A 12627-nucleotide genomic window follows, 5' to 3' on the forward strand; every position below is an offset into this window, starting at 1 on the left:
ATGTCGCAACGTCGCCCCAAGAACGATCGGGTGCTCGTCGTCGACGACGACGCGTCGTTGGCCGAGATGCTCACGATCGTCCTCGAGGGCGAGGGCTTCCGGACCTCGGTGTGCCGCACCGGTGACGGCGTGATGGAGGCCTTCGAGGCCTTCAAGCCCGACGTGGTCCTGCTCGACCGGATGCTCCCGGGCCTGGACGGCATGGAGGTGTGCCGCCAGATCCGGGAGCTCTCGGGCGTCCCGATCGTCATGCTCACCGCCAAGGGCGACACCCGCGACATCGTCGAGGGGCTCGGCGTCGGCGCCGACGACTACATCACCAAGCCGTTCCGCAACAGCGAGCTGATCGCCCGCATCCGCGCGCGGCTGCGCCGCAGCGATCCGCTCGGCGCACGGATCGAGTTCGGTGGCATCGTGCTGGATCCCCAGGCGCACACGGTCACGCGCGACGGCCGTCCGGTCTCGCTGACCCCGCTGGAGTTCGACCTCCTGGCGTGCCTGATCTCGGCGCCCGAGCAGGTCTTCAGCCGTGAGGCGCTGCTGCAGAAGGTGTGGGGCTACCACCACCCGGGCGACACCAAGCTGGTGAACGTCCACATGACCCGGCTGCGCCAGAAGATCGAGGACGACGCCGAGAACCCGAGCGTCATCCGCACGGTCCGGGGCGTCGGCTACCAGGCCATCGAGCCGGCGCCGCAGTGATGGGCCGGCTCGTCGGGCTGTGGCGCCGTTCGCTGCGCACGCGAGTCGTCATCAACACCCTGCTGCTCAGCACCGCGGTCATCATGATCGTCGGCTGGGCGCTGCTACGGGACGTCGCCGGCGGCCTGGCCGACAACCGGCGCGACGCGGCCATCGCGGAGGCTCGTGCGGGTCTCGAGCAGGCGCAGTCCCAGCTCGACGCGGCGGTCGACAGCGAGCCCGCCCGCCAGTCGCCGGCGCTGACCCAGCTCGTCGACTCCCTCGCCGCCACGCGGGGGGAGAACCGTGCGTACGAGCTCGTCCTGCAGGGCCCGCTGGCCGAGGGCGGCGACGCCCCCGTCCGGGCCTCCGGCAGCGTCGGCATCGACGAGGTGCCGCCGTCGCTCGCAGAGCGCGTGGGCTCCGACCAGGGCACGTACTGGACCTTCTCCGAGCTCTCGCCTTTCGGCGCCGGCGACGAGGTCCCGGTGGTCACGGTGGGAGGGCGCGTCACCGCGCCGGGCTCGAACGACCAGTACGCGCTCTACTACGTCTTCTCGATGGCCGACCAGCAGGAGACGCTCGACCTCGTGCGCACGGCACTGCTCGCCGGCGCGGGCGTCCTGCTCGTGATGGTCACGCTCGTGGCCTTCCTCGTCGCGCGCCAGGTGGTCGACCCGCTGCGTCTCGCCCGCCGCATCGCCGAGCGCTTTGCCGCCGGCAACCTCGAGCAGCGCATGCACGTCAAGGGCGAGGACGACATCGCCCGTCTGAGCACCTCGTTCAACCAGATGGCCGAGAGCCTGCAGAGCCAGATCCGGCGGTTGGAGAACCTCTCGCGTCTCCAGCAGCGCTTCGTCTCCGACGTCTCGCACGAGCTGCGCACCCCGCTCACCACCGTGCAGATGGCCGGCCAGGTGCTCTACGAGGCCCGCCCCGGCTTCGATCCCCAGACAGCCCGCGCGGCCGAGCTGCTGCACACCGAGGTCGGCCGCTTCGAGGCGCTGCTGTCCGACCTGCTCGACCTCAGCCGCTTCGACGCCGGTGCGGCCACGCTCGAGCTCGACCCCGTCGACCTCACGGCCGTGGCCCGGGCGGCCGCCGCCGACGAGGCGCTGACCCGCGCCGGGATCAAGGGTCGAGCCCTCGGGGTCGCGGTGCCGGCGATCGTCGACGCCGACATCCGCCGCGTCGACCGCATGGTCCGCAACCTCATCGTCAACGCCGCCCGGTACAGCCAGTCCAAGCGCGTCGAGGTCGTCGTCTCGCAGGCCCCCGACCGCGTCTCGCTCTCGGTGCGCGACCACGGCGTGGGCATGGAGACCGAGGAGGTGCGTCGTGTGTTCGACCGGTTCTGGCGCGGCGACCCGGCGCGCTCGCAGGGCGGCACGGGGCTCGGCCTGGCGATCGCGCGCGAGGACGCGGCACTGCACGGGGGCACCCTCGAGGTCTGGTCGCGCAAGGGCGAGGGCACGGAGTTCATCCTGACGCTGCCGCGCGTCGCGGGGGAGCGGGTCTGGTCGCCCGTCACGAAGTCGGTGTACGCATGACGCGCCGCTCCGTGGGCCTCCTGCTCGCTCTCGCCGTCGCGGTGCTCACAGGCTGCGCCGGCATCCCCACGTCCGGCCCGGTCGAGCGCGTCGAGGACGAGGTCGGCCTCGGCGAGAGCACGGTCCGCTACACGCCGTCGGGTCCCACCGCGGGCATGACCGAGACCCAGGTCGTGCGCGGCTTCCTCGACGCGATGCTGGCCTACCCGGTCACGCACCGCGTGGCGGCCGAGTACCTCACGCCCACCGCCGCCCAGCGCTGGCGGCCGGGAGCCAGCACCACGGTCTACTCCACCGTCGAGGCGTTCTCCGCGTCGGTCGGGTCCACGCGGGTCGAGCTCGGCACTGAGGTGCGCCTCGACGAGCAGGGCAGCCTGACGCCCGCCGAGGGCACGGAGCGGCTGCGGTTCACGCTCGAGCGGATCGACGGGCAGTGGCGGATCGCGAACCCGCCCGAGGGCGTCCTCGTCAGCCGGGACTGGTTCGAGGACTACGTGCGCGCCTTCGACCTGTTCTTCCTCGACGCGTCGGGCCGTCACCTCGTGCCCGTGCCGGTCCACGAGGTCGTCGGCGACCAGCTTGCGACCTCCCTCATGACCAGCCTCGCGCTCGGCCCGCCTCCGGATCCGCCGGGACTCACCACGGCCGTTCCGCCCGAGGGCGAGCTGCGCGCCTCGGTGCCGGTCGTCGGCGGCGTCGCGCAGGTCGACTTCGCGCGTCGCGTCGGCGACCTCTCCACCTCGACGCAGAAGCGTCTCTCGGCCCAGGTCGCCTGGACGCTGCGGCAGGTGCCGGCGGTCACGGACGTCCAGATCACCGGCGACGGCACTGTCGTCGCGCCCACGGGCGATCTCGTGCAGGACGCCCGCGGCTGGGCCTCGTACGGCCCCGACAAGTCGCGGCGGTGGGTCCACGTGACGGCGGGCGACATCGTGCACCAGGTCGGACCGCGGGCGCAGCAGCCGGTGCCGGGCGCGTGGGGCCGCACCGACGGCGGTGCCACGGCAGTGGCCGTCGGCGAGGAGCTGGCGGTCGGCGTCTGGACCGACCGTGCCCGCGTCACCACCGCCCGCGGCGGCCGGCCGGTCGACCTCAGCGGCGACCGCTTCGTCCGCCCCACGGTCGACATCGACTCGATGGGCTGGCTCGTCGACCGGCAGGGCCGCCAGGCGCGCGTCCGCGTGTACGACGGCGAGTCCCTGGCGCTGATCCCGAGTCCCGATCTCCCGGTCGTCTCCTCGTTCGCGATCTCGCCCGACGGAGCGCGCTACGCGGCCACGTCGGGCGGACGCCTGCTGCTCGGCGGCTTGGAGCGGCGCGAGGGACGGGTCGTCGGCCTGACCGAGCCCGAGCAGCTGCCCACCCAGGCCGCGGCGCGCGAGGTCGCCTGGGTCGACGGGACCCGCGTCGCACACCTCGGGCCGCGGGGCACGCAGGTCCGCTCGGTGCGCATCGACGGCACGGGCGCCGTGGACGCCTGGCCCGGGGGAGGGCAGCTGCTGCCCGGGATCGATCCGGTCGCCCTCGTCGCGACCCCGGCCGCGCGGTCCGACCTCTACCTGCTGGACGCCGATGGCGGCGTCTGGGTGCTCGACCGCACGCGGTGGGTGCAGCTCGACCTGCCGGCCGCCCGCGGCATCGCCTGACCGTCCACAGGTGCTCGTCGGGCGCTGGCGACCACGTTCCCGCGCGCCCACACTGGGCGGATGGAGCGGTGGTGGCAGGCGGCGGCCGACCTCGTGCTGGGCGCGTGCTGTCCGCTCTGCGAGACGCCCGGAGGACGCGTCTGCCGCCCCTGCGCCGCGAGTCTGCCGCCCCAGCCGGTCCACGTCGCCGCGGGTGACCTCGAGGTGGTCGCCGCGGGCATCCATGCCGGACCGCGCCGCGACGCCGTGCTCGCCTGGAAGCTCCGCGCCGCCTCGGGTCTCGATCCACTCCTGGCCCACCACCTGGCCGCCGCCGTGCTGACCCTCGTGGGCGACGCGGACGCGGTCACCCTCGTGCCGGTGCCGTCGACCCGCCGCTCGCGCCGCGAGCGAGGACGCGACCTCGTGGCCGACCTGGCCGCGGCGGCCGCGCGTGATCTGGCGGGGATCGGCCTCGACGCCTCGTCGGACCGGTGCCTGCGCCTCGTGCGCCAGACCGCCGACCAGCACGCGCTGGGACGCGACGATCGGGCCCGCAACCTGGCCCGGAGCATGCGCGCGACGGCCCTCCCGACCGGTCCCGTGGTGGTCGTCGACGACGTCGTGACGACCGGCTCCACGCTGCGCGAGGCGGCCCGGGCCCTGGCGTCGCAGGGCGATGTCGAGGTGCTCGGCGCGGCGGCGCTCGTGGTCGCCGACGAGGGCGCTCCAGCGGTGGCGGGTCACCCCGTGGTCGGGCTACGGTCGAGGTGAGTCAGGAGCTCGAAACCTCGGGACTGGAGAAGGAGACGGAACATGGAAATCGTGGTCACCGGACGCAACAGTGAGATCTCGGAGCGATTCCGCTCCCACGTCACCGAGAAGCTCCAGCGCATCGAGAAGTTCGACGGGCGTCAGCGCATCAACCGCGTCGAGGTCGAGGTGACCCACGAGAAGAACCCGCGCCAGCACGACAAGGCCGCGCGGGTCGAGATGACGCTCCGCTCGCGGGGCCCCGTCGTCCGCGTCGAGGCCAACTCGACCGACCAGCACTCGGCCCTCGACGCCGCCGTCGACAAGCTGGAGAAGCGACTGCGCAAGATGGGCGAGCGCCAGATCCGCCACCGGGACAAGCACGCGCCGGCGTCGATCGAGGAGGCCACCGCCGATCTGCGACTCGCCGGATCGCCCGACGAGGACTCCGGTGAGCCCCACGTGCGGCAGGTCGCGACGCTCGAGGTGCAGGGCGACGGCCCGCTCGTCGTGCGCGAGAAGGACCACACCTCGCCGGCCATGACCCTGGACCAGGCGCTCTACGAGATGGAGCTCGTCGGCCACGACTTCTTCCTCTTCGTGGAGAAGGACTCGATGAAGCCGAGCGTGGTCTACCGCCGCAAGGGGTACGACTACGGCGTGATTCGCTTGTCGGTCGAGGGGTGAAACGCCCCGAACGTGGCATGATCGTGCCGTGACTACGAACGCCGACGCCATCCGGGTGCTGCTGGTCGACGACCAGGAGCTCTTCCGCAGGGGCGTGACGATGGTCCTGGGCGCCGACGGCGGGTTCGAGATCGAGGACGTCGACGACGGCGACGCCGCGCTGGAGCGCATCGCGGAGGAGCCGTTCGACGTCGTCCTGCTCGACGTCCGCATGCCCGGGCGCAGCGGCGTCGAGATCTGCGGCGCGATCAAGGAGACCGCGCCGACGACCGGCATCATCATGCTCACCGCGAGCGACGACGAGGCCGACCTCTACGAGTCGATCAAGGCCGGTGCCGCGGGCTACCTGCTCAAGGACGGCTCCACCTACGACCAGGTCGCCGAGGCGGTCAAGCTGGTCGCGGCGGGGCAGTCCCTGATCAGCCCCAGCATGGCCACCAAGCTGCTCGACGAGTTCGTGCACATGGCCAAGGGCCCGGCCCCGGCCACCAGCCTGACCGCGCGCGAGCTGCAAGTGCTGCGCCTGGTCGCCCACGGCAAGAGCAACCGCGACATCGCCGGCGAGCTGTTCATCAGCGAGAACACGGTGAAGAACCACATCCGCAACATCCTGGAGAAGCTCCAGATGAAGTCGCGGATGGAGGCGGCCATGTACGCCGTCCGCAGCAAGCTCATCGACGACGTCCTGTGACCCCGCGCCTCTCGGCGCTGCAGGCCCGGCGCATCGCGCTCGCGGCCCAGGGGTTCACCCGTCCCGCGCCCGCCGAGGTGCGGCGCGAGCACGTGGCTCGCGTCGCCCGGCGGCTCGGGTTCTTCCAGATCGACTCGGTGAACGTCCTGCAGCGGGCGCACTACCTGCCGCTGTACTCGCGGCTCGGGCCCTACGACACCGAGCTGCTGCACCGCGCCGCGGGGCGCGCCCCGCGGCTGCTGTTCGAGTACTGGGCGCACGAGGCCGCGCTCGTCGACGTCGACCTGTGGCCGGCGATGAGCCACAAGATGCGCTCGGGACGCGGCATGTGGGGCCAGATGGCGCGCACGGCTGCGGAGAACCCCACGCTCATCGACGACGTCGAGGCCGCCGTGGCGCGCTTCGGCCCGATCACGGCGCGCGAGCTCGAGGCCCGGCTGGGCGCGGAGGAGCGCGACCGCACGCACTGGGGCTGGAACTGGTCGCAGACCAAGCAGGCGCTGGAGTACCTCTTCTTCGTCGGACGGGTGTCGGCCGCCCGGCGCAACGCGGCGTTCGAGCGCGAGTACGACCTGCCCGAGCGCGTGCTGCCGGCCCGCGTGATGGCGATGCCGGAGCCCTCCGACGAGGAGGCGTACCTGACGCTCGTCGGGCACGCCTCCCGCGCGCTGGGCGTCGCCACGGTGCAGTGCCTGCGCGACTACTTCCGCCTCGCGCCCGCGCCGACCGCACAGGCCGTGCAGACGCTCGTCGCCGACGGCACGCTCGAGCCGGTGACGATCGACGGCTGGAAGCGCCCGGCCTACCTGCACGCCGAGGCCACCCGGCCGCGCCGCGTGGACGCGCGGACGCTGCTGAGCCCCTTCGACCCGCTCGTCTTCGAGCGCACCCGCACCGAGCACCTCTTCGACTTCCGCTACCGGATCGAGATCTACGTCCCGGCGGAGAAGCGCGTGCACGGCTACTACGTGCTGCCCTTCCTGCTGGGCGACCGGCTGGTGGCGCGGGTCGACCTCAAGGCCGACCGGGCGCGCGGGCGGCTGCTCGTCCCGGGGGCCTTCGCCGAGCCCAACGCGCCCGCCTCCACCGCGGCCGAGCTCGCCCGCGAGCTCCACCGGATGGCGGGCTGGCTCGGCCTGGACGGGGTCGAGGTCGGAGATCGTGGTGATCTGGCCCGCAGGCTGGCGACGGAGTGTGCCACCCCGCACTAGGATGTTCGGGTGCCGAAGATCATCGACAGTATCCTGCGGGCCGGCGAGGGCAAGATCCTCAAGCGCCTCGACCGCATCGCCGACCAGGTCAACGCCCTGAGCGACGAGTTCTCCGCCATGAGCGACGCCGAGCTGCGCGCCATGACCGACGAGTTCAAGGAGCGCCTCGAGGGCGGCGAGTCCCTCGACGACCTGCTGCCCGAGGCCTTCGCCACCGTCCGCGAGGCGGCCACCCGCGTGCTCGGCCAGCGGCACTTCGACGTCCAGATCCTCGGTGGCGCCGCCCTGCACCTGGGCAACATCGCCGAGATGAAGACCGGTGAGGGCAAGACCCTCGTCGCGACCCTGCCGTCCTACCTGAACGCGCTGTCCGGCAAGGGCGTCCACGTGGTCACCGTCAACGACTACCTGGCCAAGTACCAGTCCGAGATGATGGGCCGCGTCCACCACTTCCTGGGCCTGACCGTCGGCGTCGTCGTCGCCGGCCAGACCCCCGCGCAGCGCCGCGAGGCCTACGCCTGCGACATCACCTACGGCACCAACAACGAGTTCGGCTTCGACTACCTGCGCGACAACATGGCCGACTCGCTCGACGAGTGCGTCCAGCGCGGCCACAACTTCGCGATCGTGGACGAGGTCGACTCGATCCTCATCGACGAGGCCCGCACGCCGCTGATCATCTCGGGCCCCACCGAGGACGAGGTCAAGTGGTACGGCGAGTTCGCCCGCATGGTCGGCGCCATGCGCATCGACGAGCACTACGAGGTCGACGAGAAGAAGCGCACCGTCGCCGTCACCGAGAAGGCCATCGACGTCGTCGAGGACCAGCTCGGCATCGCGAACCTCTACGACGCGGTCAACACGCCGCTCATCGGCTTCCTCAACAACGCCGTCAAGGCCAAGGAGCTGTTCAAGCGCGACAAGGACTACGTCGTCATCGACGGCGAGGTCCTGATCGTCGACGAGCACACCGGCCGCCTGCTCGAGGGCCGCCGCTACAACGAGGGCCTGCACCAGGCGATCGAGGCGAAGGAGGGCGTCCGGATCCGCGAGGAGTACCAGACGCTGGCCACCATCACGCTGCAGAACTACTTCCGCCTCTACAGCACGCTCTCGGGCATGACCGGCACCGCGATGACCGAGGCCGCCGAGTTCGACAAGATCTACAAGCTCGGCGTCGTCCCGATCCGCACGAACAAGCCGATCCAGCGCGACGACCTGCCCGACCTCGTCTACCGCACCGAGGACGCCAAGTTCAACGCCGTCGTCGACGACATCGCCGCGCGCCACGCGAAGGGCCAGCCGGTGCTGATCGGCACCACGAGCGTCGCCAAGTCCGAGCGCCTCAGCAAGCAGCTGAAGAAGCAGGGCATCGCCCACGAGGTGCTGAACGCGAAGCACCACGACCGCGAGGCCGCGATCGTCGCCCGCGCCGGTCACAAGGGCGCCGTCACCGTCGCCACCAACATGGCCGGCCGCGGCACCGACATCATGCTCGGCGGCAGCGTCGAGTTCCTCGCCGACGCCGAGCTGCGCGGCAAGGGCCTCGACCCCGTCGAGACCCCGGAGGAGTACGACGCCGCCTGGCCCGAGGCGCTCGAGCGCATCGAGAAGCAGGTCGCGGCCGAGAAGGACGAGGTCGTCGCCGCGGGCGGTCTGGCCGTCATCGGCACCGAGCGCCACGAGTCGCGCCGCATCGACAACCAGCTGCGTGGCCGCTCCGGCCGTCAGGGCGACCCGGGCAGCACTCGGTTCTACCTGTCGCTCGAGGACGACCTCATGCGCCTGTTCAAGGGCGAGTGGGTCAACTGGATCCTCCAGACGATGAAGATCCCCGACGACGTGCCGATCGAGAACAAGCGCGTCACCAAGTCGATCGCGTCGGCGCAGGGCCTGGTCGAGGCGCAGAACTTCGAGACCCGCAAGAACATCCTCAAGTACGACGACGTCATGAGCGCCCAGCGCGAGGTCGTCTACGCCCAGCGCCGCCGGGTGCTCGAGGGCGAGGACCTCGAGCCGCGCGTGCGCCAGATGATCGAGGACGTCACGGGCGCCTACGTCACCGCGGCGACCGAGGGCTACCCGACCGCGTGGGAGCTCGACAAGCTCTGGACCGCGCTGCGCACCCTGTACCCGATCTCGCTCGATCACGAGCAGCTCGTCGAGGAGGCCGGCGGCCAGGAGCGCCTGGACGGCCCCACCCTGCGCACGCAGATCGTCGAGGACGCGCTGGCAGCCTACGACAAGCGCGAGGCCGAGCTCGGCGACGAGGTCGCCCGCGAGCTCGAGCGTCGCGTCGTGCTGAGCGTGCTCGACCGCAAGTGGCGCGAGCACCTCTACGAGATGGACTACCTCCGCGAGGGCATCGGCCTGCGTGCGTACAGCCAGCGCGATCCGCTGGTCGAGTACCAGCGCGAGGGCTACGACCTGTTCAACGCGATGATGGAGGGCATCTCCGAGGAGTCGGTCGGCTACCTGTTCAACCTCAACGTCGAGATCGAGGTCGAGGAGGACGGCGAGGACGGCGAGGCGCCGCACATCCACGCGAAGGGCCTCGAGGCCGACAGCACGCCCAAGCAGCTGTCGTACTCCGCCCCGTCGGAGGACGGCTCGGCCATCGCGGTGGAGGAGTCGGTCGTCGACGAGGACGACGAGCTCGACCCGAACGAGCAGGCCCGCCAGAACAAGGCCAAGGAGGCCGCGCGCCGCAAGGCCAAGGCCCAGCGTCAGTCCCGCAAGAAGAACCGCTGACCCAGGCCGCTCGTCACGCCCACTCTGCTCGCTAGGCCCACTCTGCCGCCGTGCAGCGCCAGGTCGCGCGCCCCTGAGGGTCGCGACCGCGCTGCAGGCGGACGGCGAGGGCGTGCGAGCGGCCTCGATGCACCATCCGGGCCGCGATCTCGGCGGCACCGTCCTCGACCATGGCGATGTGCACCGACACGACCCGCGGACTGTGGCGCGGGCCGCCGGAGACGAACCGGTCGGCCACGTACTGGTGCAGCTGCTCGTAGACGTCGCGGCTGAGCCACGGCCCGAGCTGGCGCACGGGCCGGATGCCGGTGATCACCTCGGCCAGCGCCTGCGTGAAGCGGGCGCACCGGTGGCGCAGCTCGCTGGCGTCGCCGCGCTCGACCGGCACCGGCAGGAGCGGGGCCGAGGCGGTGAACGGCAGCGGCACCTGGCGCGGCGCGAACGGGTCGGTGGCGAGGGCGGTGGCGGTGATCATCGTGCTCCTGGCGGGTCGAGGCGTTGTCCGGGATGGATCAGGTCGGGATCGGGGCCGAGGACGGCGCGGTTCGTGCGGTACCAAGCGCGGACCTGATCACCCACGTCGGCCTCGCCTGCGTCGGGGGAGTGCTCGCGCACGATCGACCAGAGGCTCTCGCCCGGGGCGACCACGTGGGCGTCCGCGACGGGTTCGTGTGTCGGCGCCGGCGCCGGGGCGGCTGTCAACGGGCGCTCGGGCAGGGACAGTCCGCGGAGCGCGTCGACGCCACCCACGGCGGCATGGCTGGGCGCCTGCACGGCCACGACGGCGCCGGTGGCCAGCAGGGCCCGCAGCAGGGGAGGGGCGAGACGCGCCGCAAGCCTGCGGTCGACGAGTGCCACGACCAGGCCGACGCACCACCACGCGGCCCACACCAGCAGGACGGCGGTGAGCACGGTCCGCAGCGCCGTCTCCGGCCCCATGGACGTCAGGTCCTGCATCCGATCCCCCGATCGACGAGCCATGACGTCCGATGTAGTCATTTGACGACAGATGGCGTGTGATGGCGACCAGCGAAGCGCATGTCGGCGCGGCCGTCAACGGGTGCGAGGACGGCTTGTGGAGATCAGGTCAGGACGACGGCCGCGAGCGCAGTCGCCGGTTCTCGCGCTGCAGCCGGGTCAGCTGCTCCTCGAGGTCGAGCACGCGCTCGATGCCGGCGAGGTTGAGGCCCTCGGCCAGCAGGTCGCGGATGCGCACGAGGCGCCGCAGGTCGGTGCGGCTGTAGCGGCGGGTGCCGCCGGGCGTCCGGGTGGGCTCGAGCAGGCCGCGTCGCTCGTAGACGCGCAGGTTCTGGACCTGCATCGAGACCATCTCGGCTGCGACCGAGATGGCGTAGAGCCCGGTGTCGTCGTCGTCGCGCATGCTCCACCTCCGTGTGGAACTGAACTCTACTTGACAAGGAATATGAAATGGCGAATATAGGTTTTAACGGATGAACCTCACCACCCAGCAAGGAGGAGACGACGATGATGATCCGCACCACCGACCCCTTCCGTGACTTCGACCGGCTGACCCAGCAGCTGTTCGGGACGACGAACCGACCGGCGATCATGCCGATGGACGCCTGGCGCGAGGGCGACACCTTCGTGGTCGAGTTCGACCTCCCGGGTGTCACGAAGGACAGCATCGACCTCGACGTCGAGCGCAACGTGCTGACGGTCCGCGCCGAGCGCGTCGCGCGCAACGGCGACTGGGAGATGCTCGCCTCCGAGCGTCCCCGCGGAGCGTTCAGCCGCCAGCTCGTCCTGGGCGACAACCTCGATCTCGAGCGGATCGAGGCGGCCTACGACGCTGGCGTGCTGCGTCTGAGCATCCCGGTCGCGGAGCGGGCGAAGCCGCGCAAGATCCAGATCGGTGGCGGCGCCAGCGAGAGCACCGCGATCGAGGCCTGACCCACCCCCTTCCCCGAGGACACCGTGGGGCCTCCGCACGAGGCCCTACGGTGTCCTCATGCGTTGGGACCGACTCTTCGCCGACCTCGAGGGCGCGGCGATCGACGAGCACGCCGACGAGCGCGACGCCCTTGCCGAGGACCTGCGCGACGAGCAGTGGTCCGCCCTGGCGTGGACCGACCTGCTCGGCGGCGCCGACGTCCGGCTCGACGTCGTGGGCCTGGGTGAGATCGGCGGCCGGGTGACCGGTGTGGGCGACGTGGTCCTCGTGCAGGACGAGACGTCCCGCATCGTCGTGCTGCCCGAGGCGATCGCGGCGGTGATCGGGCACGACGGTCGGGCCGCCGCAGCGCCGTCGATGTCGCGGACGAGGCGTCAGGTCGCCCGGGCGGTGCGCGACGCGGGCGTGGAGGTGCGGGTGGTCCGCCGTGACGGCCGGATCGTGGAAGGGCCGATCGTGGAGGTCGGCTCGGACTTCGTGCAGGTGGCCGCGGCCGGACGGAGGGTCAGTCCGCCGTGGGCGTGGATCGCGGCTCTCGTGCCGCGTTGACCGAGGTCTCGCGCGCGGTGCGCTCGTACTGCCGGGCGATGTAGTCCTCGAGGGCACTGGCCTCGATGCGCCACATCTTGCGGCCGCCCACCTGGAAGCCGCGCAGCTCGCCCGACTTCAGCAGTCCCCACACGACCCGCACGTCGACCTTGAGGGTGTCGGCGACGTCGGTCGCGGTGAGGAGATCGTGCTCGGGGGCCATGGCGCCCATTCTCAC

14 protein-coding genes are annotated in these 12627 nt (G+C 71.7%); 10 read left to right on the top strand and 4 right to left on the bottom strand.

Annotated elements, in window-relative coordinates; genetic code table 11:
* From mtrA to secA, 8 genes are read left to right on the top strand one after another with little or no spacing between them, the layout of a single operon-like run.
* On the top strand, window positions 1-702 hold the full coding sequence (gene mtrA / locus ACK99Q_RS08935) for an MtrAB system response regulator MtrA (RefSeq protein ID WP_410185781.1): 702 nt from the start codon (window positions 1-3) through the stop codon (window positions 700-702).
* Window positions 702-2231, top strand: a complete 1530-nt coding sequence (gene mtrB, locus ACK99Q_RS08940; protein WP_410185782.1) for an MtrAB system histidine kinase MtrB — start codon at window positions 702-704, stop codon at window positions 2229-2231. The genes mtrA and mtrB overlap by 1 nt, the downstream gene beginning before the upstream one ends.
* The gene (locus ACK99Q_RS08945) at window positions 2228-3877 is read left to right on the top strand and encodes a GerMN domain-containing protein (protein WP_410185783.1); all 1650 of its coding nucleotides are present in this window, start codon (window positions 2228-2230) and stop codon (window positions 3875-3877) included. The genes mtrB and ACK99Q_RS08945 overlap by 4 nt, the downstream gene beginning before the upstream one ends.
* Window positions 3878-3937: 60 nt before the next feature.
* A complete protein-coding gene (locus ACK99Q_RS08950; protein ID WP_410185784.1) occupies window positions 3938-4630 on the top strand; it encodes a ComF family protein in 693 nt (230 codons plus the stop codon).
* Window positions 4631-4672: 42 nt separating this feature from the next.
* Entirely contained in the window at window positions 4673-5296 is a 624-nt protein-coding gene (gene hpf / locus ACK99Q_RS08955) for a ribosome hibernation-promoting factor, HPF/YfiA family (RefSeq protein ID WP_179423518.1), read from the top strand.
* A 28-nt stretch (window positions 5297-5324) separates the two neighbouring features.
* Window positions 5325-5987 (top strand): response regulator, encoded by a 663-nt coding sequence (locus tag ACK99Q_RS08960; protein ID WP_231948952.1) that lies wholly within the window; start codon window positions 5325-5327, stop codon window positions 5985-5987.
* Window positions 5984-7198: a winged helix-turn-helix domain-containing protein gene (locus tag ACK99Q_RS08965; protein ID WP_410185785.1), complete on the top strand. Its 1215-nt coding sequence runs from the start codon at window positions 5984-5986 to the stop codon at window positions 7196-7198. The genes ACK99Q_RS08960 and ACK99Q_RS08965 overlap by 4 nt, the downstream gene beginning before the upstream one ends.
* A 21-nt stretch (window positions 7199-7219) precedes the next feature.
* Window positions 7220-9949 carry a preprotein translocase subunit SecA gene (gene secA, locus ACK99Q_RS08970; RefSeq protein WP_410186079.1) on the top strand — a complete coding sequence of 910 codons (2730 nt, stop codon included), beginning with the start codon at window positions 7220-7222 and terminating at the stop codon, window positions 9947-9949.
* Window positions 9950-9980: 31 nt separating this feature from the next.
* On the opposite strand, the gene ACK99Q_RS08975 is transcribed toward secA, so the two are convergent.
* The 3 genes from ACK99Q_RS08975 to ACK99Q_RS08985 form a co-directional block, all read right to left on the bottom strand.
* Window positions 9981-10424, bottom strand: coding sequence for an Rv3235 family protein (locus tag ACK99Q_RS08975; RefSeq protein WP_410185786.1), 444 nt, complete (start codon window positions 10422-10424; stop codon window positions 9981-9983).
* Entirely contained in the window at window positions 10421-10906 is a 486-nt protein-coding gene (locus ACK99Q_RS08980; RefSeq protein WP_410185787.1) for a LysM peptidoglycan-binding domain-containing protein, read from the bottom strand. The genes ACK99Q_RS08975 and ACK99Q_RS08980 overlap by 4 nt, the downstream gene beginning before the upstream one ends.
* A gap of 130 nt (window positions 10907-11036) precedes the next feature.
* Window positions 11037-11330: a MerR family transcriptional regulator gene (locus ACK99Q_RS08985; RefSeq protein WP_410185788.1), complete on the bottom strand. Its 294-nt coding sequence runs from the start codon at window positions 11328-11330 to the stop codon at window positions 11037-11039.
* A 104-nt stretch (window positions 11331-11434) separates the two neighbouring features.
* Here ACK99Q_RS08985 and ACK99Q_RS08990 point away from each other — a divergent pair, with 104 nt between their 5' ends.
* Both ACK99Q_RS08990 and ACK99Q_RS08995 read left to right on the top strand, forming a co-directional pair.
* Window positions 11435-11860, top strand: a complete 426-nt coding sequence (locus ACK99Q_RS08990) for an Hsp20/alpha crystallin family protein (protein ID WP_410185789.1) — start codon at window positions 11435-11437, stop codon at window positions 11858-11860.
* 58 nt (window positions 11861-11918) lie between these two features.
* Window positions 11919-12410 carry a hypothetical protein gene (locus ACK99Q_RS08995; protein ID WP_410185790.1) on the top strand — a complete coding sequence of 164 codons (492 nt, stop codon included), beginning with the start codon at window positions 11919-11921 and terminating at the stop codon, window positions 12408-12410.
* On the opposite strand, the gene ACK99Q_RS09000 is transcribed toward ACK99Q_RS08995, so the two are convergent.
* Window positions 12367-12612, bottom strand: a complete 246-nt coding sequence (locus ACK99Q_RS09000) for a helix-turn-helix domain-containing protein (protein WP_410185791.1) — start codon at window positions 12610-12612, stop codon at window positions 12367-12369. The genes ACK99Q_RS08995 and ACK99Q_RS09000 overlap by 44 nt on opposite strands.
* Between the last annotated feature and the right edge of the window lie 15 nt (window positions 12613-12627).

The organism is Aeromicrobium sp. MLTX1 (assembly GCF_046452335.1).
Taxonomy (GTDB): domain Bacteria; phylum Actinomycetota; class Actinomycetes; order Propionibacteriales; family Nocardioidaceae; genus Aeromicrobium.

Coding starts and splice junctions, on each gene's coding strand:
- ACK99Q_RS08995 (WP_410185790.1), top strand. CDS start 11,919: ATGCGTTGGGACCGACTCTTCGCCGACCTCGAGGGCGCGGCGATCGAC.
- mtrB (WP_410185782.1), top strand. CDS start 702: ATGGGCCGGCTCGTCGGGCTGTGGCGCCGTTCGCTGCGCACGCGAGTC.
- hpf (WP_179423518.1), top strand. CDS start 4,673: ATGGAAATCGTGGTCACCGGACGCAACAGTGAGATCTCGGAGCGATTC.
- ACK99Q_RS08975 (WP_410185786.1), bottom strand. CDS start 10,424: ATGATCACCGCCACCGCCCTCGCCACCGACCCGTTCGCGCCGCGCCAG.
- ACK99Q_RS08985 (WP_410185788.1), bottom strand. CDS start 11,330: ATGCGCGACGACGACGACACCGGGCTCTACGCCATCTCGGTCGCAGCC.
- ACK99Q_RS08990 (WP_410185789.1), top strand. CDS start 11,435: ATGATGATCCGCACCACCGACCCCTTCCGTGACTTCGACCGGCTGACC.
- ACK99Q_RS09000 (WP_410185791.1), bottom strand. CDS start 12,612: ATGGCCCCCGAGCACGATCTCCTCACCGCGACCGACGTCGCCGACACC.
- mtrA (WP_410185781.1), top strand. CDS start 1: ATGTCGCAACGTCGCCCCAAGAACGATCGGGTGCTCGTCGTCGACGAC.
- ACK99Q_RS08950 (WP_410185784.1), top strand. CDS start 3,938: ATGGAGCGGTGGTGGCAGGCGGCGGCCGACCTCGTGCTGGGCGCGTGC.
- ACK99Q_RS08945 (WP_410185783.1), top strand. CDS start 2,228: ATGACGCGCCGCTCCGTGGGCCTCCTGCTCGCTCTCGCCGTCGCGGTG.
- ACK99Q_RS08980 (WP_410185787.1), bottom strand. CDS start 10,906: ATGCAGGACCTGACGTCCATGGGGCCGGAGACGGCGCTGCGGACCGTG.